We start from the raw sequence: 22086 nt of genomic DNA, 5'->3' as shown, positions 1-22086 counted from the left end.
GGCCGACGACCATCAAGACAGGTCACCCACCGGGAAAGGTTCGCGCCCGTTACATGATCGTTATTAGGAGAAGGGTCAGGTGAGGCCGGGCCGCGGGCGAGCGGTCAGCTGCCGCCCCGAAGGTTGCGGATGCCGAACACCACCGCGCCGAGCACGAGTACGACGCCGAGAAGCTGAAGGCCCGGCGAGTCGTCGGCCTCCCCGTGCACGATGCCGGCGACACCGAGCGCGATCACGAGGACGGCGACGACGGTCAGGGCGTACTTCATGAGGTTTCCTCCTCGACCCACTCCAGCAGGTCTCCGGGCTGGCAGTCGAGCACCCGGCACATCGCCTCCAGGGTGCTGAAGCGGACGGCCTTGGCGCGGCCGTTCTTGAGCACCGCCACGTTGGCGGGGGTGAGCCCGACACGCTCGGCGAACTCACCGACGCTCATCTTGCGCTTGGCCAACTGCACGTCGATGCGGACGACGATGGGCATCAGATCACCGCTTCCATGTCGCTGCGCAGCGTGGTGGCCTGCCGCAGCAGTGCCCGCATCACCACCATGAGGAGCCCCAGCACTGTGACGCCCACGGTCAGGAGGAACAGCAGGAGGGGCAGTCCCGGATCGTCCGCGTTGAAGCCGACCCAGAGGAAGACGCCCACCAGCACCACCCACGCGGCGGCGATGGCCCAGACGATGGCGTCCACCCACTTGAGGGACGCCTCGGTGAAGATGCGGTCGTTCTTGACCAGACTGAGCAACTGCCACGTCGCGACGATGACGACCTGGACGCAGAGCACCCAGAACACCGTCACGGCGGTCGCCGGCCAGCGCAGGTGGGCGTCCTCCGGCGATTGCTGGGCCATGTACGCGAACTGCCCGGGCAGCGAGAGGGTCTGGAACACGACCAGCACCCCGAACAGCACCACGAGAAAGACTCTGAGAGCGGCAACCGCTCGATGCTCTGTCACCATGCATCGAGTTTCGCTCGTTACCTATCGAAAGTCAATCGCTTGCCGGGGCGTCGGCCACCATCCGCCGTCGGCGGCTGGGAACCCTGGGCGACCCCCGTCCGCGCAACCCCCACACGCGTCTCCGACGACCGCACCCACGCCTACCGCAGCCTTCGGGCATCCGAGTGGGGAACGGGGCGACGCATGTAGGGGGAGCGGGAAAACACGACCAGATCGAACAAAATCATCCCCAACGCAACGGCCAGGGCCAGGTAGTGATGTAACGCCAACGGCAATTCGGTGAGGCAGTAGACCACAGCGCCGACCAGTAGGACGAATATATAGCCGTAGCCAAGCTCGACCAGAGACTTCCAGACCACGTCGCGACGCCGCACCGGAAGTGCCCAATCCAAGTGGTACGCGCGTATCACCTGCCGGCGACCCTCGATATCGGGCACTTCATCAAGGAAACCGGAAATCAGCATACGCTGTATCAGGCTCCAACGCACCACATTGATATACCCCTTGGCGGTTCGTGTGGTGAAATGCGTGGCCAGCACCATGAGCACCAGCAGCCCGAGCAATGAGAGATAATCGGGGAAGGTCGCTCGCCCCACGATGAACAGGGCCCCGGTGGTGATGATGGTGAGACCCCACGTGGTGGCGTTCTGCAGTTCGGTCAGGGACGCGGACTTCTCAGCAGTGAGCGATTCCAGGTAATTCGCCTCGATATCTTCATATCTGGGGACCCGGGCCGCCCGTTGAGTGCGGAGTTTGCGGCTGGATGGGTCAGGCATTGGGCAACCAAGCGCCCGGAGCATCCGACAACGGGATCCGCACCGTTGCCATGACGTTCTCCTTACCCGCGAACACGGCCCAATCCCAGTTGTCCGGCGTCCCCTCCAGTTGCATTATCAAGCGTCGCATATATTGCGACGGCAGCCTCTCCTGCGGAAAGTAGGCCCGCATGTCAGCACCCTGCTGAACGAGCAGATAGGGCCGATCGCGGACAGTCGCCGGCAGTTCCGAGAGGTCGCCGGCCGATGTGAAGGGCATCCGACGGTCCAGTTCGGACATGAGGTCCACGCGACACGGCACGAGGTGGAGATGGGCGTGGTCGATGCAGCCTCCTGCGGCGTCGGTGCGGGTCCCGCCGTGCTCGAACATGACCACCTCGCCAAAACGGCCTCGCAAGTTCCTCAGGCAGGAGAGCCGCCACGCCTCCGCCCGCCTGGCAACCGCTCTCGACAGATCACCGAAGCGTTTTACATGGGACCGTGGAATGAGCAATAGGTAGCCGGGCCGGAACGCGCCGATACCAGCAATGAGGACAAAGTCGGAATCTTGCTCAAGAACCCTGCTCGGCAGAACATCCCGTGGGAACAGGCGCCGAAATTCGCTCTTCTCCACATCTTCGAACTCGACACAGAATGGGCATTCCATCGTTCCGACATCAACCATGTCGTTACTCCTGTCACCGCCCGAGAAGTATTACACCATCATTGAAAGCGCCGTTGTCTGCGGCCTTTCGTGCCCTCGCCTGTTCAAGTTCGGTCTGCGACAGGTTGAGTCGACTCGCTAAGGCGAAAACGACCTCCAGCACATCAGCCAGTTCCATGGGATCGTCGCTGGCCAGAAACTCGTCAACCTCTTCCACCAGTTTCGCCCGCAGCAGCGGAAGCATTTCCCGAGGTTCAGCCCGTCGGATGACCGGAGAACGCCCAGCCGCCTCGATAATGGCCGGGATCCTGTCCCGTACGAGCTTCGCCGGCATGGCAACCTCCACTCAGGTGTCTCGATACCATGGTACGCACGGCGACAACTAACTCATCGCCGTGACGGCGGACCCCCGAATCCGCGAATGCGGGATCGTCGACTCGATCGGTTCTACCTGTCGCGCCGATTAGCGTCCGGACGGCGCTGAACGGCTCGGCGTGTTCGGCTATCCGCCGCAGCTCACATCCGTCGGTGGTAGCGGTGGCGGCGCGGCAGCTGGACAGGGTCAGCGAGGTGCAGCCGGACCAGACGAGCGCGGGGTTACGGATGGACCGTGGGGAGGCCCATCAACTACTGCGCCGCGGGTCGGTCAGGGGCTGTCCGGGGTGCGCTTGGCGCGGCTGGGCTGCACGCGCTTGGGCTCGCCGGGCATCTTCGGGTGATCCGGCGGGTACGGCAGGTCGCCCTGGCCGGCGGCGGCGTCGCGCTCGGCCCACTCCAGCAGCGGGGTGATGTCCCACGGAGCGTCGTCGATGCCGGCGTGCGGATCACCACGCTCGGCGAGCCGGGCCGGCACGGTACGCAGGTCGAAGTCGTCCGGGTCGACGTCGGGCAGCTCGTCCCAGGTGACCGGGGTCGAGACGGTGGCCCGCGCGTTGGCCCGCAGCGAGTACGCGCAGGCGATCGTCCGGTCACGGGCCATCTGGTTGAAGTCGATGAAGACCCGGGTGCCGCGCTCCTCCTTCCACCAGGCGGTGGTGACCAGATCCGGGTTGCGGCGCTCCACCTCCCGGGCCAGCGCGATGGTGGCCAGGCGCACCTCGGTGAACGTCCAGCGGGGTTGGATGCGCAGGTAGACGTGCACGCCCCGACCGCCGGACGTCTTCGGCCAACCGGGCGCACCCAGCTCGTCGAGCAGCGCCCGGACCTCGCCGGCGGCCCGCGCCGCGTCGGCGAAGTCGGTGCCGGGCTGCGGGTCCAGGTCGATGCGCAGCTCGTCGGGCTGGTCGACGTCGGTGGCTCGCACCGGCCAGGGGTGGAAGACGATGGTGCCCATCTGCGCCGCCCAGGCCACGTGCGCCAGGTCGGCCGGGCAGAGCTCGGCGGCGCTGCGACCGCTGGGGAAGGTGATCTGCGCGGTCGTCACCCAGGGTGGCACCCCACGGGTGGGCACCCGTTTCTGGAAGAACGCCTCACCCTCGACGCCCTCGGGGAAGCGTTGCAGCGTGGTGGGCCGGTCCCGCAGGGCGCGCATGATCCCGTCGCCGACGGCCAGGTAGTAGTGGAAGACGTCCGCCTTGGTGAAGCCCCGCTGGGGGAAGATCACCCGGTCCGGACTGCTCAGCCGTACGCTGTGCCCGGCCACCTCGATCTCGGTGACCAATGCCTTGGTGCCCGCCATCTCGCGACCATATGCCACGCCACCGACGTTCGACGTACCGTTGACGGGTGAGTCTTGACGACAATGAGCTGCCGAAGACCGAGGACGAGTGGCGGGTCCGGTTGACCCCCGAGGAGTTCCACGTCCTGCGGGAGGCCGGCACCGAACGCCCGTGGACCGGCGAGTACGTGGACACCAAGACCCAGGGGGTCTACCACTGTCGCGCCTGCGGGCTGGAGCTGTTCTCCAGCGACACGAAGTTCGACTCGCACTGCGGTTGGCCGAGCTTCGACGACGCCATCCCGGGCCGGGTCAAGGAGATCGAGGACCGCAGTCTCGGCATGGCGCGTACGGAGATCCGCTGCGCCCGCTGCGACAGTCACCTGGGGCATGTCTTCCACGGTGAGGGCTTCACCCCGAAGGACACCCGGCACTGCGTCAACTCGATCTCGGTCCGACTGGAACCCCGCTGACCGACGCGCCACTCAGGGCGTACCCCTGAGCAGCTCGACCTCGGCGGTGCGGGACTGCTCGATGCGTCGGGCCAGGTCGCGGACCCGCTCGTTGCGACCGACGTCGACCTGGGCTCGGGCCAGGTCGGCGGCCGACCGCTGGTGCTCGGCGAGCACCTGGCGCAGCACGCGGTCGACGTCCGCGGTCGACGCGGTCCGCAGCCGGTCGAGCGCGGCGTCGTCGCCGTGCCCGTCGTGGTGGTGCGCGGCGGCGCTGGCGCCCGGCCCGGTCGTCGGCAACCAGCCGCGCATCGCGGCCAACTCGTCGGTCTCGGTGGCCTCGATGGCGGCGGCCAGGGTGCGCAACGCGTCGTCGTGCAGCCGGTCCCGGGCCAGCCGGACGATCTGCAGGGTGCGTTCGCTGTGTCCGACCATCGTGCTCAGGAACACCACGTCGATCCCGCTCATCGCGTCGCCGTCGGCCGAGGGCGCCGCGGACCCGGCCGCCGCCGAGCCGGCCGGGGACGCGGGGGCTGGTTGCGGCAGGGTCGACGGGCTCGACGTGGGCGACCCGGCGCAGGCGCCGGTGAGCAGCAGAGCGACGACGAGGGACGCCAGCGGGGTACGGCGGGGCATGCCGGTTGCTCCGTTCACGCGAGAGCGGCGACACGGGTGCGGCCAGGGGGGCCGCACCCGCGCGGTCAGACCTGAAGCCAGAGCGCCGGCACGTTCGGGGGCTCCCAGCCCGGGATCGCGGTGTGCGCCTGCCGGCAGCGGTACGTCGCTCCGCCGTAGGTGACCTGGTCGCCGACCTGGTACGCCCGGCCCGTCGTCCACGTGCCGCCCTGGGCGGGCGGGGTGGTCGGCGTGGCGGTCGGGGTGGGCCGTGGGGTGGATGTCGGGGTCGGCGTGGGGGTGGGGTTCGGGTTGGACCCGCCACCGCCGATCTGCACGTCGATGCAGGAGTAGAAGGCGTTCGCCGTGTCGGAGATGTTCCACACGGCGAGGATCTTCTGCCGGCCGGAGAAGCCGCCGAGATTGACGTTGTGCGACACCGTGGCGCCCGGCTGCTGGCCGTTGCCGTTGACCACGCCGACCCGGGTGTTGCCGATCCAGTACTCCCAGTTGCTGGTGGCGTGCCGGGCGGTGTTCACCCAGGTGAAGGTCAGCGAGCTGCCCACCGAGGTGGCCGGCCAGCCTCGACTGTCGTCGTTGAGGACGGCGAACTGGGCGATGCCGGCGTTGCAGCTGCGCAGGCCCTTGGGCCCCTCGACGCTCTGCGGCTCGTACTTGATCTGCCCGCAGTCGGGCACCCGGCCCTGCGCGCAGAGCGCCTGCCGGCTGGGCGGGGCGGAGACGTAGCCGTGCGCCTGCGCGGGGGCGGCGACGGTGAGGGTGGCGGCGACAGCGCCCGCCGCCACCAGCGGGACGGTCATTCTTCGAAGCATCGGGGCAGCTCCTTCTCCAGGTCCGGTGAGGTGCCCCCAAGGTAATTTAAACATTGTTAACAGTAAAGACTCTCATCGATAAATCCATTGATGGTGGCGGTTTTGTTCTCAGAGCCTGAGCAGGCTGCCGCGGTCGTCGACCTGATCGGCCGAGTCGTCGTCCAGCCAGACGCCGCCGGTGCCGAGGTAACGGAACCGGTGCTCCCCCGGAGGCAGCTTCACGGTCACCGTCCGCGTGCCGTCGCGGCGGGACACCAGCTCGTGCCGGCCCGGCTGCCAGCCGTTGAAGGAGCCGACCACGCTCACCGGGCCGGGCGGGACATCGCGGGGCAGACAGAAGGTGACCCGGGTCTGGTTGCCGAAGAGTTTGCTGCGCTTGATCACCATGATCCTCCGGGGGTTGCGGCGGTTCACCCGGCATAACGGGCAACACGCCGACGCCGACACGCCGCCACCGGCGTCCAAGCGCCCCCGTTCCATCCCACGTCCTCGCATCCTGGGGGATTCTGTAGGCAATCGTCCACTTTCATGGAGGTTCCGGTGGCAACCTGCGAGGTCTGCGGCAACGACTACTGGATGGCGTTCGAGGTGCACACCGTCAGCGGCGACGTGCACACCTTCGACTCGTTCGAGTGCGCGATCCACCGCATGGCACCGATCTGCGAGCACTGCCAGGTCAAGATCGTCGGGCACGGCGTCGAGGTCAACGGCCGTTTCTTCTGCTGCGCGCACTGCGCCCGCGCCGTCGAGGGCGCGGTGGGCGCCGAGGTCCGCGACGCCGTCGGCGCCCGCCCGGCCTGACCGCGCCGCTCCGGCCGCGGGCCAACCCGAGCACCAATCTGCGGTACGGTCGTCGCCATGCGGCCATTCCTGGGCGTCCTTCCCCCGCCGCGCTCCTGAGCGGAGCGCCGCGCCTCGCGCCGACCGGGTGACCTGACCCCGCTCGGCCACCTTGCCGTACGCGCTCCGTCGACGTCGTCCCCGTCAACGGCTCACCCTTCGGAGCGCCTCCATGTCCACCACCCGTACCGCGCTGCCGGCTGCCTCGGCCGCCCGCCACGCCGCCCGCAGCGGCCTGATCCAGATCACCGTCACCGGCATGCTGTGGGGCACCACCGGCGTGGCGGTGCAACTCCTACGCGAGGGCACCGGGCTCAGCCCGGTGAGCATCGGCTTCCACCGCCTCGCCATCGCCGCGTTCGTGCTGCTGGCGTGCACCGCCGGTCGGCTGCGCACGATCGTGGCCGCCCTGCGCGCCGCACCCGTACCGCTGCTGCTCACCGGCGTCGGTCTCGGCCTCTACCAGGCGCTCTACTTCGCCGCCGTGGCCTGGGCCGGCGTCAGCGTGGCCACCATCGTGAGTCTGGGCCTGGCCCCGGTGCTCGCCGCGGCCTGGGAGTCGGTACACGCCCGCCGGCTGCCCGGCCCGCTGCGGCTCGGCACCCTGGTCGCGGCGGTGGCCGGCCTCGTCCTGATCACCGCCGCCACCGAGCAACCCGGCGCGGCGGCGCCCGCCCCGCTGCTCGGCCTGCTCGCGGCTACCGGCTCCGGCCTCGGCTACGCGGTGACCACCCTGATCAGCCGGCAGGTGTCGCAGCGCACCGCGCCGATGACGCTGACCACCGTCTCCACCGTGGTCGGCGCGCTGACCCTGGCGCCGTTCGCCCTGGTCGCCGGGGTCGGCGTGCCGCTACGCCTCGACACCGTGGCGCTGCTGCTGCACCTCGGCGTGGTCACCACCGCGCTCGCGTACGCGTTGTTCTACGCCGGGCTGCGCACCACCTCGGGCAGTGTCGCGGCCGTGCTGACCCTGCTCGAACCGCTCACCGCCGCGGCGCTGGCGGTGGCGCTGCTGCACGAACCGCTCCCGCTGCCGGTGCTCGTCGGCGGCGTCCTGCTGCTCACCGCCGTGGCCGCCACCTACGTCGCGCCCGACCGGGCGGACAGCACGTGAACCCGCTCGACCTACCATCGGTGGATGCCCCAGCAGACCACCGAGATCCGGACCGCCTCCTTCGCCGACCTGAACGCCCGCACCTTCCACGACCTGCTCAAGCTGCGCATCGACGTGTTCGTGGTGGAGCAGAACTGCCCCTACCCGGAACTCGACGGGCGGGACGTGGAGCCGGGCACCCGGCATCTGTGGCTGACCGACGGCGGCGCGCCGCTGGCGTACCTGCGGATCCTGGCCGACCCGGACGGCGCCGCCCGGATCGGACGGGTGGTGGTGGCCCCGACGGCACGCGGCGGCGGCCACGCCGGTCGGCTGATGAGCGCGGCGCTGGAGGTGGTGGGCAACCGGCCCTGCGTGCTGGACGCCCAGTCGCACCTCGTCGCGTTCTACCGCCGGCACGGCTTCGCCGTCAGCGGCCCCGAGTACGTCGAGGACGGCATCCCGCACACGCCGATGCGCCGGAACGCCATTGACGCCTGACGATCAGGCTGGCATGGTGCCGGGTAGAGCCGTCGCGGGAGCCAGCGATTAGGCGCGGGAGTGGGCAACTCCCGACGATCCGGGTGTCGACGTCCGACCTCATCCCCCCGGGGGCTCCGTGTCCACTCTTCTCCGATCACGTCACGTGCTCTGGCTGTTCGCCATCGCGGCGGCCACCACGCTCCTGGTGACGACCGCGCTCACCACCGTGCTGGCCCCGTCCGCCTCGGCGCACGGGTCGGTCGTCGACCCCGCCTCGCGCAACTACAGCTGCTGGCAACGCTGGGGCAGCGACTTCCAGAATCCTCGGATGGCCACCGAGGACCCGACGTGCTGGCAGGCCTGGCAGTCCGACCCGAACGCCATGTGGAACTGGAACGGTCTGTTCCGGGAGGGCGTGGCGGGCAACCACCAGGGCGCCATCCCCAACGGCCAGCTGTGCAGTGGCGGGCGGACCCAGAACGGTCGCTACAACGCGCTGGACACCGTCGGCGCCTGGAAGACCACCTCGGTGTCGAACAACTTCCGGCTGCGCTTCTTCGACCAGGCCTCCCACGGCGCCGACTACATCCGGGTGTACGTGACGAAGCAGGGCTTCAACTCGGCCACCCAGCCGCTCGGCTGGAGTGACCTGGAGTTGGCCGGCCAGATCGGCAACACCCCGGCCTCGCAGTGGAACCCGGACACCGGTGGCGTCTCGATCCAGATCCCGGTCAGCGCACCCGGACGCACCGGGCGGCACATCGTCTACACCATCTGGCAGGCCAGCCACCTGGACCAGTCGTACTACCTGTGCAGCGACGTCGACTTCGGCGGCGGGACGACCACCCCGCCCACCACTCCCCCGCCGACGACCCCGCCGCCCACCACTCCCCCGCCGACCACCCCACCCCCGACCACCCCGCCGCCGGCCGGCGCCTGCTCGGCGACGTACCAGATCACCGGTCAGTGGGCCGGTGGCTTCCAGGCCGACGTGAAGGTGACCGCCGGCGGCTCACCCGTCCGAGGCTGGTCGGTGAGCTGGAACTACAACGACGGCCAGCAGGTCACCTCGTCGTGGAACACCACGGTCAGCACCAACGGCACGCTGGTCACCGCGCGCAACGTCAGCCACAACGGCACCCTCGCCGCCGGAGCGAGCACCACGTTCGGTTTCCTCGGCTCCTGGAACGGCAGCAACCCGGTTCCGCTGGTCACCTGCACGACGACCAGTTGATCCCCGTCCGGCGCCGCACCCGGGCGGGGGTGCGGCGCCGGTCGGCGGAAACACGGCGGCGCCGGCGACCCATCCGCGAACGGGCCATGCTCCACCGGCCCGCGCCCGACGGTCAGACCAGACAGTTGACGATCTCGGCTACCGAGCGGCGGCGGCCGGTGTAGAACGGCACCTCCTCGCGGACGTGCCGGCGGGCCCCGGAGGCGCGCAGGTCCCGCATCAGGTCGACGATCCGGTGCAGCTCGTCGGCCTCGAAGGCGAGCATCCACTCGTAGTCGCCGAGCGCGAACGAGGCGACCGTGTTGGCCCGTACGTCCGGGTAGCCGCGGGCCATCTTGCCGTGCTCGGCCAGCAGCTCACGCCGCTCGGCGTCGGGCAGCAGGTACCACTCGTACGAGCGGACGAACGGGTAGACGCAGAGGTAGGGGCGGGCCTCCTCACCGGCGAGGAAGGCCGGGATGTGGCTCTTGTTGAACTCCGCCGGCCGGTGCAGCGCCATCTGCGACCACACCGGGGTCAGCGCCCGCCCCAGCGTGGTGCGGCGGAACCGCAGGTACGCGTCCTGGAGCGCGTCACTGGACGCCGAGTGCCACCAGATCATCACGTCCGCGTCGGCGCGCAGGCCGGAGACGTCGTACACGCCCCGGATCACGACGTCCTTGCCGGCCAGCTCGTCGAAGAGGGACTCGACCTCGCCGGTGACGTTGTCCCGCAGCGACGGCAGCGGGGAGCTGGCCCGGAACACCGACCACATCGTGTAGCGGATGCTGTCGTTCAGCTCCCGCAACCGGGCCGCGTTGGTCTGCTCGGTCATCTCGCCGATCCTCCCAGTGCTGTGATGATCTCTTCGGCCGCCGTCTCACCGGAGCGGACGCAGACCGGAATGCCGACCCCGTCGTAGCCGGCGCCGGCGAGGACCACTGTGGGGTGCGCGGCCCGCAACGCCGTCCGCGCGGCGGCGAGCCGGTCGGCGTGCCCCGGCGCGTACTGCGGCAACGCCCCGCCCCACCGCTGCACGTGCCCGTCGACCGGGGCGGGCAGTGGGATGCCGAGCACCGCCGACAGCTCGCGGTGCACGGTGGCCGCCAGGTCCGCGTCGGGGCGCTGCAAATGCGCCTCCTCGCCGTACCGGCCCACCGAGGCGCGCACCAGGGCCAACCCGTCCGGCCGGCGCAGGTGCCCCCACTTGGTGGTGAAGAAGGTCGCCGCCTTGATCAGCAGGCCCTCGGTGCTGGGCACCAGGAACCCGGACAGCTCCGGCAGTCGCGGCTGCGGCAACACCATGCTGACCAGCGCGACGCTCGCGTAGTCCAACGCACCGACGCCCGCCGCCACCTCCGGCGCGGGACCGGCGAGCAGCCGCGCCGCCGGTCGCGCCGGCACCGCCAGCACCACGGCGTCCACGTCCACCAACTCGGGGTCCCGGGTCGGGCCGACGGTGAGCCGCCAGCCGGTGCCGGTCGCGGCCAACTCCCGCACGGCGGCGTCGCGGCGTACCGTCGCGCCGCTGGCCGTCACCGCCGCCTCGACCAGCGTGGTCAGCCCACCGGCCAGGGTCCCGAAGACCGGTGCGCCGGGCGCACGCGGCGCGGCGGCCTGCGCGGCCCGAACCGCCCCGGTGAGGGTGTGTTCCACCCGCGCCGCGCGGGCCAGCGCCGGCATCGTCGTGACCAGGGAGAGATCGTCCGCGCGGCCGGCGTACACGCCGCCCAGCATCGGGTCGACGAGTCGGTCGACCACCTCGTCCCCGAAGCGGGACCGGACCAGCGCGCCCACCGAGACGTCCGCGTCCGGCCCGACCAGCGGCCGACCTCCGTCGGTGTCGGCGTCCGCGGCCGGGCGGGCGACCGTGGCCACCCGATCCAGATCCCCGGGTACGCCCACCAGGGTGCCGCCCGGGATGGGGCGCAGCCCCCCGTCGATGACCAGCGCGGCCTGCCCCACCGTGGGGTGCACGATCTTCTCGGCCAGGCCGAGCCGGCGGGCCAACGCCACCGCCGCGCTCTCGGCGCCGGTGGGGTCGCGCATCAGGAACGACTCCGCGCCGAACTCCACCGGCTGACCGGCCAACTCCCCGGTACGCAGCTTGCCGCCCAACGCGCCGGACTGCTCGTACACCGTGATCTCGGTGCCGGCCGGAGCGCGGTCGCGCAGCCGGACCGCGGCGGCCAGCCCGGCGATCCCGCCGCCGACCACCGCCACCCGCCAGGGCTGCCGCATCGTCGGTCAGCCCTGGTCGGCCCGGCGGCTGGAAAGCTCGTGCACCAGCGCGACCACCCGGGTCAGCACGTCCGGGTCGGTCTCCGGCAGCACCCCGTGGCCGAGGTTGAACACGTGCCCGGGGGCGGCCCGGCCCTGGGTCAGGATGCGGCGCACCTCGGCCTCCACCACCGGCCACGGCGCGAGCAGCACGCACGGGTCCAGGTTGCCCTGCACCGTCTTGTCCGGGCCGATCCGGCCGGTCGCCACGTCCAGCGGCGTACGCCAGTCGACGCCGACCACGTCCGCGCCGGCCTCGCCCATCGCGCCGAGCAGTTCGGCGGTGCCCACCCCGAAGTGGATCCGGGGCACCCCGGCGCTGGCCAGCCCGCTGAGCACGGTGGTCGAGTGCGGCAACACGAAGCGGCGGTAGTCGGCCTCGGAGAGCGCGCCGGCCCACGAGTCGAACAGCTGCACGGCGGAGACGCCGGCCTCGATCTGCACCCGCAGGAAGGCGAGCGTCACGTCGGCCAGCCGGGCGCAGAGGGCGTGCCACAGCTCGGGATCGCCGTACATCAGGGCCTTGGTCTTCGCGTGGGTACGCGACGGCCCGCCCTCCACCAGGTAGCTCGCGAGGGTGAACGGCGCACCGGCGAACCCGATGAGCGGGGTGTCGCCCAGCTCGACCACCAACTGCCGGACGGCCTCGTCGACGTACGAGACGTCGTCGCGGGTGATCGGTCGGATCCGCTCCACGTCGGCGGCGGCGCGGATCGGCTCGGCCACCACCGGGCCGGTGCCCGGCACAATGTCCAGGTCGATCCCGGCCGCGGCGACGGGCACCACGATGTCGCTGAACAGGATGGCGGCGTCCACGCCGTGTCGGCGCACCGGCTGGAGGGTGATCTCGGTGACCAGCTCCGGGCGGCGGCAGGACTCCAGCATCGGCACGCTCGCCCGGATCTCCCGGTACTCGGGGAGGGAGCGGCCCGCCTGGCGCATGAACCAGACCGGGGTGCGCGGGACGGGCCGACGTCGGCACGCCCGGATGAAGGGCGAGTCTGCCGGTCCGCCGGGGCGGGAATCTCCGTCTCGGGCGACAGTGCCCGTGGTGTCCGTGGTCATCGCCGCAATCGTGCCACGCCCGCCACCGGAAACCGGGTGGGGGTGAGAGGAAGGGCACCGTTCCTTACCGCCGTGTTGGCGCAGGGGCCCCTGGGTGAGCGTCGGCGCGCCGTCGAAGCGGGCGGCGGGCGTCGGCATAGGCTGCCGACATGGCCCCCCCGATCGCGCTCCCGGAGACGTTCGCCCGCGCGGTCGCCGGGCTGCGGTCGGCCGCCCCTCGGCCGGAGATCACCCTGGAGGAGGTCGGCGCCCCCCAGCGGCTGGCCCCGTACGCGTTCGCGCTCTCCGCGACCGTGCTGCGCGACGACGACGAGGTGGCGACCGGCCGGCTGATCCTGCTGCACAACCCGGCCGGGCACGAGGCGTGGCAGGGCACCCTGCGGTTGGTGACCTACGTGACCGCCGAGTTGGAGGTCGACCTGGCCGCCGACCCGCTGCTTCCCGGGGTCGGTTGGACGTGGCTGACCGACGCGTTGGACGCGCAGGACGCCGGTTACCGGGCGATCGGCGGGACGGTGACGCAGACCATGTCGACCCGGTTCGGCGACCTTGCCGGGCCACCCACCATCGGCGACATCGAGATCCGCGCCTCCTGGACACCGATCGACGACGGCCTGACCCCGCACCTGCTCGGCTGGTGCGCGCTGCTCGCCTCCACCGCCGGCCTCCCCCCACCCGGCGTCACCGCCCTCTCCGACCGCCGTCCCGCCGGCGCAGCCTGATGGTCGGCGTCCGGAAGGACACTTCGCGGACACCTGCTCGACACACGCCGGACCGGCTGCACCCGCCGGATCTCCGCGCGCACTAGGGTTGGCAGGTGACCGACGAACCACCCCTGCGCCGTCGGCCCACCGAGGAACTTCCGGGAAACGCACCCCAACACCCGCCGTCGGCCCAGCCGCAGCCGGCGGGCGAGGGGGCCGAACCGGCCGACGGTGGGCCCGTTCCGCTGATCGCCCCGCGTGACGGCACCCCCGAGCCGGTGGCCGCTCCGGCCGAGCTTGCCGAGGTCGTGGCCCGCTTCGCGGCGGGCACCGGCCCGGTCGCCCTGGACGCCGAGCGGGCTTCCGGCTACCGCTACAGCCAGCGCGCGTACCTGGTGCAACTGCGCCGGGCCGGCGCGGGTACGGCGCTTATCGACCCGCTACCGCTGCCCGACCTCAGCGCGCTGGACGCGGTGATCGGCGAGGCCGAGTGGGTGCTGCACGCGGCCAGCCAGGATCTGCCCTGCCTGGCCGAGGTGGGGTTGCGCCCACGTCGACTGTTCGACACCGAGCTGGCGGCGCGGCTGGCCGGCTTCGAACGCGTCGGGCTGGCCGCGCTGACCGAGCAGCTGCTCGGGTTCACCCTGGAGAAGCACCACTCGGCGGCCGACTGGTCGAGCCGACCGCTTCCCGAGTCGTGGCTGACGTACGCCGCTCTCGACGTGGAACTGCTCACCGACCTGCGGGACGCGCTCGACGCCGAGTTGACCCGGCAGGGCAAGTCGGCCTGGGCCGCGGAGGAGTTCGCCGCGCTGGTCCGTACCGGGGCCCGCCCGCCGCGGGTGCGCGCGGAACCGTGGCGGCGCACCTCGGGCATCCACCGGCTGCGGGGGGCGCGGGCCCAGGCCCGGGTCCGCTCGATGTGGTACGCCCGGGACCAGATCGCCGCCCGGCGGGACGCCGCGCCCGGTCGGGTGCTGCCCGACTCGGCGATCATCGCCGCGGCCGAGCTGGACCCGAGGGACGAGAAGACCCTGCTGACCCTCCCCGGTTTCGGTGGTCGGTCGGTTCGTCGGTTGGCCCGCACCTGGCTCGCCGCGCTCGACGACGCCCGGCAGTTGCCGGAGGATTCCCTGCCGGTCTCGCCGGCCGTGGAGGGCCCGCCCCCGCCGCACCGCTGGGCCGAACGGGACCCGGTGGCGGCCGGTCGGCTGGCCCGCTGCCGGGAGGTCGTGATCCGGATCGCCGGCGCGCACAACCTCCCGCCGGAGAACCTGATCACCCCGGATTCGGTCCGTCGACTGGCCTGGACCCCGCCGGAGGAGATCACCGACGAGACGGTCGCGGAGACGCTGCGCGGCCTCAACGCGCGCGAATGGCAGATCGGCCTCCTCACCCCCGATCTGACCGAAGCCCTAACTCCCCCGTCAACGTCCTGATCGTCGGAAGCTGGCCTGGCCCGGGGGCGTGGGGCTGGGCTGGGTGTGGGGTGGGCCACAGCGGGGGGTGGGGGCGCTGATGGTTACTGGCGAGTAGCATCCGGGGGAAACGTGCCCGTGTCGGCGACCCCCGTTCGGTCCGGCGTGCCCGCCCGGCGCGAAGGCCGAGTCACGGTCGAATAGGAGGCTCAAGTGCCCCGTGAAGTTCGCGACGTCGTCTTCGTCGACGGCGTCCGTACCCCGTTCGGCAAGGCGGGTGGCATGTACGCCAACACCCGCGCCGACGACCTGGTGATCCGCTGCATCCGGGAACTACTGCGTCGTAACCCGCAGCTGCCCCCGGAGCGGGTCGAGGAGGTCGCCATCGCGGCCACCACCCAGATCGGCGACCAGGGCCTCACCATCGGCCGCACCGCCGCCCTGCTGGCCGGGCTCCCCAAGACCGTTCCCGGCTTCGCCATCGACCGGATGTGCGCGGGGGCGATGACCGCGGTGACCACCGTGGCCAGCGGCATCGCCATGGGCGCGTACGACGTCGCCATCGCCGGTGGCGTCGAGCACATGGGCCGGCACCCGATGGGTGAGGGCGTCGACCCCAACCCGCGCATCATCGCGGAGAAACTGGTCGACCCGTCCGCGCTGGTGATGGGCGCCACCGCGGAGAACCTGCACGACCTGGTCCCGCACATCACCAAGGCACGCACCGACGCGTTCGCGCTCGCGTCGCAGCAGAAGACCGCCAAGGCGTACGCCAACGGCAAGCTCCAGGACGACCTGGTGCCGATGTCGATCCGCGACGCGGAGGGCGGCTGGGGTCTCGCCACGGTGGACGAGGCCCCCCGGGACACCTCGCTGGAAAAGCTGGGCACCCTGAAGACCCCGTTCCGCCCACACGGCAAGGTCACCGCGGGCAACGCGGCCGGCCTGAACGACGGTGCCACCGCGAGTCTGCTGGCCGACGAGGCCACCGCCCGCGAGCTGGGTCTGCCGGTCGCCATGCGGCTGGTGTCGTTCGGCTTCGTCGGCGTGGAGCCGGAGGTGATGGGCGTCGGCCCGATCCCGTCGACGGAGAAGGCCCTGCGCCTGGCCGGGCTCGGCATCGACGACATCGGCCTGTTCGAGCTGAACGAGGCGTTCGCCGTGCAGGTGCTCGCCTTCCTCGACCACTTCGGCATCGCCGACGACGACGCGCGGGTCAACCCGTGGGGCGGCGCGATCGCCATCGGTCACCCCCTCGCCTCCTCCGGCGTACGGCTGATGACCCAGCTGGCCCGCCAGTTCGCCGAGCACCCCGAGGTCCGCTACGGCCTCACCGCGATGTGCATCGGCATCGGCATGGGCGGCACGGTCATCTGGGAGAACCCACACTGGACGGGGTCCAGCAAGCCTGCTCAGGGGGAGGGTGGCAACAAGTGAAGGCACCGAACGAGGTCGTCACCCGGGCGCTGCTGCGTCCGGTGAACGTACCGGGGCTGGACCGTCCCGCCGCCCTGATCACGCTTGACAACGGCTTCGACCACACCAAGCCGAACACCTTCGGTCCGGGTGGGCTGACCAGCCTGGACGAGGCGATCACGGCCGCGCTCGCGGCGGACCCGGCGTTCATCGCGATCACCGGCAAGCCGTACATCTTCTGCGTGGGCGCCGACATCGTCGGCCTGCCGCAGCTCGCCGACCGCGAGCAGGCGCTGGAGATCGGCCGGCTCGGTCACCGGGTCTTCGCCCGCCTCAAGGACAGCACCGTCCCCACGTTCGCGTTCGTCAACGGCGCGGCGATGGGCGGTGGCCTGGAGCTGGCGCTGCACTGCCACTACCGGACGCTCTCCGGCGGCGCGACGGCCCTGGCGCTGCCCGAGGTGTCCCTCGGTCTGGTGCCCGGCTGGGGCGGCACGCAACTACTGCCGAACCTGATCGGCATCCCCGCCGCGACCCAGGTGATCATCCAGAACCCGCTGATGCAGAACAAGATGCTCAAGCCGAAGCAGGCCGCCGAGCTGGGCATCGCGGACATCCTGTTGGAGCCGGCCGACTTCCTCGAACGGTCCCTGGAGTGGGCCGCCGGGGTGGTCCGCGGTCAGGTCACGGTGACCCGGCCAGAGGTCGACAAGGACATGTGGGCGGGCGTGCTCTACTTCGCCCGGGAGACGCTGAACCAGCGGCTGCACGGCGCGGTTCCGGCCGCGTACAAGGCGCTGGACCTGCTGGAGACGGCGAAGGACGCCGACTTCGCCGCCGGCACCGCCGCCGAGGACGAGGCCCTCGCGGACCTGGTCTTCTCCGAGGAGCTGCGCAGCGGCCTGTACGCGTTCGACCTGGTGCAGCGGCGGGCCAAGCGCCCGGCCGGCGCACCGGACAAGGGACTGGCCCGCACGATCACCAAGGTCGGCATCGTCGGCGCCGGCCTGATGGCCAGCCAGCTGGCGCTGCTGTTCGCCCGCCGCCTCCAGGTGCCGGTGGTGCTGACCGACCTCGACCAGTCCCGGGTGGACAAGGGCGTCGGCTACGTGCACACCCAGATCGAGAAGGCCGTCACCAAGGGCCGGATGGACAAGAACACCGCCGCCAAGCTGTACGGCCTGGTCAGCGGCACGGTCGACAAGTCTGCCTTCGCGGACGCCGACTTCGTCATCGAAGCGGTCTTCGAGGACCTGGGCGTCAAGAAGCAGGTCTGGGCCGAGCTGGAGAAGATCGTCTCCCCGGAGGCGGTGCTCGCCACCAACACCAGCTCGTTGTCGATCACCGAGATGGCCGCCGAGTTGGAGCACCCGGAGCGGGTGGTCGGCTTCCACTTCTTCAATCCGGTGGCGGTGCTGCCGCTGTTGGAGATCGTCCGGGGCGAACGCACCGACGACGTCACCCTGGCCACCGCGTTCGCGGTCGGCAAGCAGCTCAAGAAGTCGAGCGTGCTGGTCAAGGACGCTCCGGCGTTCGTGGTGAACCGGCTGCTCACCCGATTCCTGGGCACCGTCTTCGCGGCCGTCGACGCCGGCACCCCGCTGGACGTGGCGAACAGCGCACTGGACCCGCTGGGCCTGCCGATGCGTCCGCTCGCCCTGCTCCAGCTGGTCGGGCCGGCCGTCGCGTACCACGTGGGCGGCACCCTGCACGCCGCGTACCCGGACCGGTTCGGGGTCAGCGAGAACCTCAAGCGCATCGCCGACTCGGGCCAACCGCTCGTGGTCGACGACCAGGTCAACGAGGAGGTGGCCAAGCTGCTCGTCGTGGGTGACCAGCCGTTGACCGCCGAGCAGGTACGACAGAACGCGCTCGACGCGCTCGCCCAGGAGATCCGGCTGATGCTGGACGAGGGTGTGGTCGCCGAGGCGCAGGACATCGACCTGTGCATGATCCTGGGCGCCGGTTGGCCGTTCCACCTGGGTGGCGTCACGCCGTACCTGGATCGGACCGGCACCTCCGAGCGGGTCACCGGCCAGCGGTTCCTGCCGCCCGGAGCGGCGAGCCTGCCCGCCTGAGCGAATCGCAGCACCACCGTCGCGGTGGTCGGACCGTCCCTCGTGGACGGCCGGCCACCGCGACCGTTTGTGATCAACAGGTTCCGGATCCGGGTGTACGCGGGGACAACGGTCAGCTCCACACCGGGTTAGGATCACGCGCTTTGCACCCCCATCTTGGAGCTGACTGATGTCCCAGCCGCCGGCCAATCCCTACGGCCCGCCGCACGATTCGCCCCACCAGCCGCAGCAGCCGGGCCAGCAGCCTGGCGGATGGCCGCCGCCGCAGCAGCAGCAGGGACAGCCACAGCAGCCCGGTGGCTTCCCACCCGCGCAGCCCGGTGGCTTCCCACCCGCGCAGCCGGGTTTCCCCTACGGTGACCCGAACCTGGCCGGCGGCCCGCCCCCGGCGAAGAAGTCGAACGTCGGCAAGATCGTGCTGATCGTGTTGGCCGTGGTGCTGGTGCTCTGCCTCGGCGGCGTGGCGATCACCTGGTTCGTCGTGAAGGACGACGTGAGCGCCGTCGTCGATGCCAGCAGGACCCGGGTGGTCGCGCCGGCCACCCTCGCCGGCCGGCCGAAGCTCACCGACCCCGAGCTGCAGAACGCCGCCGACCAGGCGGTCACCGGGATGAAATCGAAGGCACAGAACGAGACCAGCACGGTCGCCGCCTTCTACGGCGACCCGACGAAGCAGGACCTCGTCATGATCACGGGCGTGTCGGGGCTGCTGACGGACCTGACGAAGGCGCTCGACGACTACGTGACAGGGCTCGCCACCGAGCTGACGGTGGGCGACATGGCGACCGTCGACGCCGGCCCGCTCGGCGGTGAGGCCCGCTGTGGCGACGGCAAGGCCCAGAGCGTTCCGCTGGGCATCTGCGTCTGGGCCGACCGGGGCAGCCTGGGCATGGTGGTGATGTACTTCAAGTCCGCCGACCAGGCGAAGGCCGAGTTCACCACGATCCGGGGCCAGGTCGAGCAACAGTCCTGAGCTGCACCGGTCCGGGGCCCCGGCCACCCCTCGGGGTGGCCGGGGCCCCGTGCCGTGGCGCGAGTTACCCGGCCGACGTCGCCGCGCGCTCGGCGGCGCTGCGCAGCACGCAGAACTCGTTGCCCTCCGGGTCGGCGAGCACCACCCAGCCGGTGCCGTCCGGTCGGGTCTGGTCGTCGACGAGCGTCGCGCCGATGCCGAGCAGCCGCTCGACCTCCTCCGCCCGGGTCCGGTCGGCGGGTTGCAGGTCCAGGTGCAGCCGGTTCTTCACCGTCTTGCCCTCGGGCACGGCGATGAACAGCACCTCCGGTCCGCCCGGCGGCAGGAGCATCGCCTCCGGGTCGCCGGGGAAGTCGTCGGGCTGGCGTGGGCACTCGAAGACCTGCGCCCAGAAGCCGGCGAGGGCGTACGTGTCGGCACAGTCGAAGCTGATGTTGTGAATGGTCGAACTCACGGTGGTCCTCCACGGTGGGTGACGTGGTGCGGCCCCGTTTCCGGGCGCGGCGCACCACGTGAGGAACTGATTTCCGTTCGGGTGGGCGATCAGCGCCCGGCTCGTACGGGGACGCTCCGCCTCCGGGAGTCAGCCGGCGCTCACCCGGGGCGCGGAGTTGGACATGGTGGACATCGACGCACCCCCTTCCGCTCAAGCTGACGACGCGATCTTGCCATCGGCCGAACGGCGTGCGCAACCCCGATCAGCCGGCGGTGGGCACCGTGCCGGGCACCACCGGGGCGTCCGCCGACGGCAGGGTGACCGTCACCTCCAGACCACCACCGGGCTGCGCGACCACCCGCACGCTACCGCCGTGCGCGTCGCAGACCGCCCGGACGATGGACAGCCCCAGGCCGGAACCCCGCGCGCCGGTGCGTTCCCGGCCACCACGGCGGAACGGCTCGAACAACCCCGGCACGTCCGCCTGATCCACCTCGAAGCCGGTGTTGCCCACCACCAGCCAGGACCGGTCGCCGTCGGTGCCGGTACGCACCCAGAGCCGGCCGTGCAGGTGGTTGTAGCGGACCGCGTTCTCGATCAGGTTCCCGGCCAACCGGTCGAGCAGCCCCGGGTCGCCGACGACCGGCGCGGACTCCAGCGACGTCTGCACCCGCAGGCCGATCCGTTCCACCTCGCGGCGCATCGCCGACAACGCGTTGGCGGTGCCCGCGGCGAGGTCACACTCGGTACGCCGGCCCAGCTGCCGCCCGGCCTGCGCCTCGCTGCGGGCCAGCACCAGCAGGGCGTCCACCAGTCCGTTGGCCCGCTCGGAGGCGTCCCGGACCACGGTCGCCATCCGTCGGTACTCGGCGGCGTCCGCGTCGTCGTCGCTGAGCGTCACGTCGATCTCCGTACGCATCACGGCGAGCGGGGTACGCAGCTCGTGCGAGGCGTTCGCCACGAAGCGCTTCTGCGCCTCGAAGGCGGACGCGATCCGGTCCAGCATGGCGTCGAACGTCTTGGCCAGCTCGGCCACCTCGTCGTCGGCGCCCGAGTAACCGATCCGCTGGTCCAGGGTCGCCTCACCGAGCCGCTGCGCGGTCGCCGTGACCTGGTGCAGCGGGCGCAGCGCACGACCGGCCACCGCGTACGCGCCGGCCACCCCGACCACGCTGATCGCCACCAGCGCGACCAGCCCCTTGGCCAGCAGTTCCCCGGAGGCGGCATCGACCAACTGCCGCTGCCACTGGGCGGCGTCCATCTCCCGGCCGTCGGAGAGCAACACGGTCGTGCCGGGCACCAACTCGTCGGTGGGGCGCAACGCGTCACGGACCAGCAGCCAGGCCAACAACACCAGGATGGCCCCGGCGCCGATCAGCAGCACGCCGTTGAGCAGGGTCAGCCGCAACCTGAGGGTGGGCCGCAACCGCCTGCTCACCGTGCCGCCTCGGCGGTGCGGTAGCCCGCGCCGACCACCGTCTCGATCAGCGGCGGGTCGCCGAGCTTCTTGCGCAACGTCATCACGGTGACCCGGACGATGGTGGTGAACGGATCGGTGTTCGCGTCCCAGACCCGCTCCAGCAGCTCCTCGCTGGAAACCACCGCGCCGCGTGCCTTGAGCAGCTCGCTGAGCACCCCGAACTCCTTGTTGGTGAGCTCCACCGGCAGGCCGGCGCGGGTGGCCACCCGGCGGGCCGGGTCGAGCACCAGGTCGGCGAGTTCCAGCACCGGCGGCGCGGCCGGGGTGGCCCGCCGGCCCAGCGCCTGCACCCGGGCGACCAACTCGTCGAAGGCGAACGGTTTGGGCAGGTAGTCGTCCGCGCCGAGCTGCAACCCCTCCACCCGGTCGGCCACGGTGCCGCTGGCGGTGAGCATCAGCACCCGGGTCAGCGCGCCGGAGGCCGCCAGATCGGCGCAGATCTGGTCGCCGTGCACACCCGGCAGGTCGCGGTCGAGCACCACCACGTCGTACCGCGTGACGAACGCCGCCTCGTGTCCGGCATCGCCGTCGTACGCCACGTCGACCGCCATCCCCCGCTTGCGCAACCCGCGCGCGATCGCGTCGGCGAGGTTGCGCTCGTCCTCCACCACCAGTACCCGCATCCCCGGCCTCCTCGCTGCTGACCACCGACAACCTAGTGCCGGCCGGCA

At 71.3% G+C, this 22086-nt stretch carries 26 protein-coding genes; 10 read left to right on the top strand and 16 right to left on the bottom strand.

Annotated elements, in window-relative coordinates; all coding sequences use genetic code 11:
• Window positions 1–104: 104 nt before the first annotated feature.
• The 7 genes from AB0J33_RS11860 to ligD all read right to left on the bottom strand — a co-directional run bounded on the left by AB0J33_RS11860 (window position 105) and on the right by ligD (window position 4057).
• The gene (locus AB0J33_RS11860) at window positions 105–269 is read right to left on the bottom strand and encodes a hypothetical protein (protein ID WP_363612512.1); all 165 of its coding nucleotides are present in this window, start codon (window positions 267–269) and stop codon (window positions 105–107) included.
• A complete protein-coding gene (locus AB0J33_RS11855) occupies window positions 266–481 on the bottom strand; it encodes a helix-turn-helix transcriptional regulator (RefSeq protein ID WP_363612510.1) in 216 nt (71 codons plus the stop codon). Before AB0J33_RS11855 ends, AB0J33_RS11860 begins: the two co-directional genes overlap by 4 nt.
• Window positions 481–915 carry a DUF2975 domain-containing protein gene (locus AB0J33_RS11850; RefSeq protein WP_363612508.1) on the bottom strand — a complete coding sequence of 145 codons (435 nt, stop codon included), beginning with the start codon at window positions 913–915 and terminating at the stop codon, window positions 481–483. Before AB0J33_RS11850 ends, AB0J33_RS11855 begins: the two co-directional genes overlap by 1 nt.
• A gap of 185 nt (window positions 916–1100) precedes the next feature.
• Window positions 1101–1736 (bottom strand): hypothetical protein, encoded by a 636-nt coding sequence (locus AB0J33_RS11845; protein WP_363612506.1) that lies wholly within the window; start codon window positions 1734–1736, stop codon window positions 1101–1103.
• A complete protein-coding gene (locus AB0J33_RS11840; RefSeq protein WP_363612504.1) occupies window positions 1729–2400 on the bottom strand; it encodes an HIT domain-containing protein in 672 nt (223 codons plus the stop codon). The genes AB0J33_RS11845 and AB0J33_RS11840 overlap by 8 nt, the downstream gene beginning before the upstream one ends.
• 13 nt (window positions 2401–2413) lie before the next feature.
• Window positions 2414–2713, bottom strand: coding sequence for a nucleoside triphosphate pyrophosphohydrolase (locus tag AB0J33_RS11835; RefSeq protein WP_363612502.1), 300 nt, complete (start codon window positions 2711–2713; stop codon window positions 2414–2416).
• A 312-nt stretch (window positions 2714–3025) separates the two neighbouring features.
• Entirely contained in the window at window positions 3026–4057 is a 1032-nt protein-coding gene (gene ligD, locus AB0J33_RS11830) for a non-homologous end-joining DNA ligase (RefSeq protein ID WP_363612500.1), read from the bottom strand.
• 47 nt (window positions 4058–4104) lie between these two features.
• On the opposite strand from ligD, the gene msrB reads away from it, so the two are divergent.
• Window positions 4105–4509 (top strand): peptide-methionine (R)-S-oxide reductase MsrB, encoded by a 405-nt coding sequence (msrB, locus tag AB0J33_RS11825; protein ID WP_203152073.1) that lies wholly within the window; start codon window positions 4105–4107, stop codon window positions 4507–4509.
• Between the two features lie 12 nt (window positions 4510–4521).
• Here msrB and AB0J33_RS11820 read toward each other — a convergent pair whose 3' ends face one another.
• The 3 genes from AB0J33_RS11820 to AB0J33_RS11810 all read right to left on the bottom strand — a co-directional run bounded on the left by AB0J33_RS11820 (window position 4522) and on the right by AB0J33_RS11810 (window position 6320).
• Window positions 4522–5124, bottom strand: a complete 603-nt coding sequence (locus AB0J33_RS11820) for a DUF305 domain-containing protein (RefSeq protein WP_363612498.1) — start codon at window positions 5122–5124, stop codon at window positions 4522–4524.
• Between the two features lie 65 nt (window positions 5125–5189).
• Window positions 5190–5936 carry a lytic polysaccharide monooxygenase gene (locus AB0J33_RS11815; RefSeq protein WP_363612496.1) on the bottom strand — a complete coding sequence of 249 codons (747 nt, stop codon included), beginning with the start codon at window positions 5934–5936 and terminating at the stop codon, window positions 5190–5192.
• 108 nt (window positions 5937–6044) lie between these two features.
• Complete coding sequence (locus AB0J33_RS11810) at window positions 6045–6320, bottom strand: glycoside hydrolase (RefSeq protein WP_363613184.1); 276 nt, start codon at window positions 6318–6320, stop codon at window positions 6045–6047.
• A 156-nt stretch (window positions 6321–6476) separates the two neighbouring features.
• On the opposite strand from AB0J33_RS11810, the gene AB0J33_RS11805 reads away from it, so the two are divergent.
• The 4 genes from AB0J33_RS11805 to AB0J33_RS11790 all read left to right on the top strand — a co-directional run bounded on the left by AB0J33_RS11805 (window position 6477) and on the right by AB0J33_RS11790 (window position 9586).
• Window positions 6477–6737, top strand: a complete 261-nt coding sequence (locus tag AB0J33_RS11805) for a hypothetical protein (RefSeq protein WP_030336232.1) — start codon at window positions 6477–6479, stop codon at window positions 6735–6737.
• Window positions 6738–6948: 211 nt separating this feature from the next.
• Window positions 6949–7890 carry an EamA family transporter gene (locus AB0J33_RS11800; RefSeq protein ID WP_363612494.1) on the top strand — a complete coding sequence of 314 codons (942 nt, stop codon included), beginning with the start codon at window positions 6949–6951 and terminating at the stop codon, window positions 7888–7890.
• A gap of 24 nt (window positions 7891–7914) precedes the next feature.
• Entirely contained in the window at window positions 7915–8370 is a 456-nt protein-coding gene (locus AB0J33_RS11795; protein ID WP_363612492.1) for a GNAT family N-acetyltransferase, read from the top strand.
• A gap of 163 nt (window positions 8371–8533) precedes the next feature.
• Complete coding sequence (locus AB0J33_RS11790; RefSeq protein ID WP_363613182.1) at window positions 8534–9586, top strand: lytic polysaccharide monooxygenase; 1053 nt, start codon at window positions 8534–8536, stop codon at window positions 9584–9586.
• A gap of 112 nt (window positions 9587–9698) precedes the next feature.
• Here AB0J33_RS11790 and hemQ read toward each other — a convergent pair whose 3' ends face one another.
• Genes hemQ through hemE form a run of 3 tightly spaced genes read right to left on the bottom strand, consistent with a single transcriptional unit; the run spans window position 9699 to window position 12910 of the window.
• Window positions 9699–10400 (bottom strand): hydrogen peroxide-dependent heme synthase, encoded by a 702-nt coding sequence (gene hemQ / locus AB0J33_RS11785; protein WP_363612490.1) that lies wholly within the window; start codon window positions 10398–10400, stop codon window positions 9699–9701.
• On the bottom strand, window positions 10397–11806 hold the full coding sequence (hemG, locus tag AB0J33_RS11780; RefSeq protein ID WP_363612488.1) for a protoporphyrinogen oxidase: 1410 nt from the start codon (window positions 11804–11806) through the stop codon (window positions 10397–10399). The genes hemQ and hemG overlap by 4 nt, the downstream gene beginning before the upstream one ends.
• 6 nt (window positions 11807–11812) lie before the next feature.
• Window positions 11813–12910 carry a uroporphyrinogen decarboxylase gene (gene hemE, locus AB0J33_RS11775; protein ID WP_363612486.1) on the bottom strand — a complete coding sequence of 366 codons (1098 nt, stop codon included), beginning with the start codon at window positions 12908–12910 and terminating at the stop codon, window positions 11813–11815.
• Between the two features lie 149 nt (window positions 12911–13059).
• Between hemE and AB0J33_RS11770 the strand changes: the two genes are divergently transcribed.
• The 5 genes from AB0J33_RS11770 (at window position 13060) to AB0J33_RS11750 (ending at window position 19499) form a co-directional block, all read left to right on the top strand.
• Window positions 13060–13632 carry a DUF3000 domain-containing protein gene (locus AB0J33_RS11770; protein ID WP_363612484.1) on the top strand — a complete coding sequence of 191 codons (573 nt, stop codon included), beginning with the start codon at window positions 13060–13062 and terminating at the stop codon, window positions 13630–13632.
• Window positions 13633–13727: 95 nt separating this feature from the next.
• Window positions 13728–15053, top strand: coding sequence for a ribonuclease D (locus AB0J33_RS11765; protein ID WP_363612482.1), 1326 nt, complete (start codon window positions 13728–13730; stop codon window positions 15051–15053).
• A gap of 192 nt (window positions 15054–15245) precedes the next feature.
• Complete coding sequence (locus AB0J33_RS11760) at window positions 15246–16469, top strand: thiolase family protein (RefSeq protein WP_363612480.1); 1224 nt, start codon at window positions 15246–15248, stop codon at window positions 16467–16469.
• Window positions 16466–18526, top strand: coding sequence for a 3-hydroxyacyl-CoA dehydrogenase NAD-binding domain-containing protein (locus tag AB0J33_RS11755; protein ID WP_363612478.1), 2061 nt, complete (start codon window positions 16466–16468; stop codon window positions 18524–18526). The genes AB0J33_RS11760 and AB0J33_RS11755 overlap by 4 nt, the downstream gene beginning before the upstream one ends.
• Window positions 18527–18695: 169 nt before the next feature.
• Window positions 18696–19499, top strand: a complete 804-nt coding sequence (locus AB0J33_RS11750) for a hypothetical protein (protein WP_363612476.1) — start codon at window positions 18696–18698, stop codon at window positions 19497–19499.
• Between the two features lie 64 nt (window positions 19500–19563).
• Here the strand turns inward: AB0J33_RS11750 and AB0J33_RS11745 are convergent, their stop codons facing one another.
• From AB0J33_RS11745 to AB0J33_RS11735, 3 genes are all read right to left on the bottom strand, one after another.
• Window positions 19564–19953, bottom strand: coding sequence for a VOC family protein (locus AB0J33_RS11745; RefSeq protein WP_363612474.1), 390 nt, complete (start codon window positions 19951–19953; stop codon window positions 19564–19566).
• A gap of 244 nt (window positions 19954–20197) precedes the next feature.
• A complete protein-coding gene (locus AB0J33_RS11740) occupies window positions 20198–21373 on the bottom strand; it encodes a HAMP domain-containing sensor histidine kinase (protein ID WP_363612472.1) in 1176 nt (391 codons plus the stop codon).
• Window positions 21370–22038 carry a response regulator transcription factor gene (locus AB0J33_RS11735; RefSeq protein ID WP_363612470.1) on the bottom strand — a complete coding sequence of 223 codons (669 nt, stop codon included), beginning with the start codon at window positions 22036–22038 and terminating at the stop codon, window positions 21370–21372. The genes AB0J33_RS11740 and AB0J33_RS11735 overlap by 4 nt, the downstream gene beginning before the upstream one ends.
• Between the last annotated feature and the right edge of the window lie 48 nt (window positions 22039–22086).

This window comes from Micromonospora sp. NPDC049645 (assembly GCF_040675155.1).
Classification (GTDB): Bacteria; Actinomycetota; Actinomycetes; order Mycobacteriales; family Micromonosporaceae; genus Micromonospora.
This window is presented reverse-complemented; position numbering and strand designations above follow the sequence as displayed.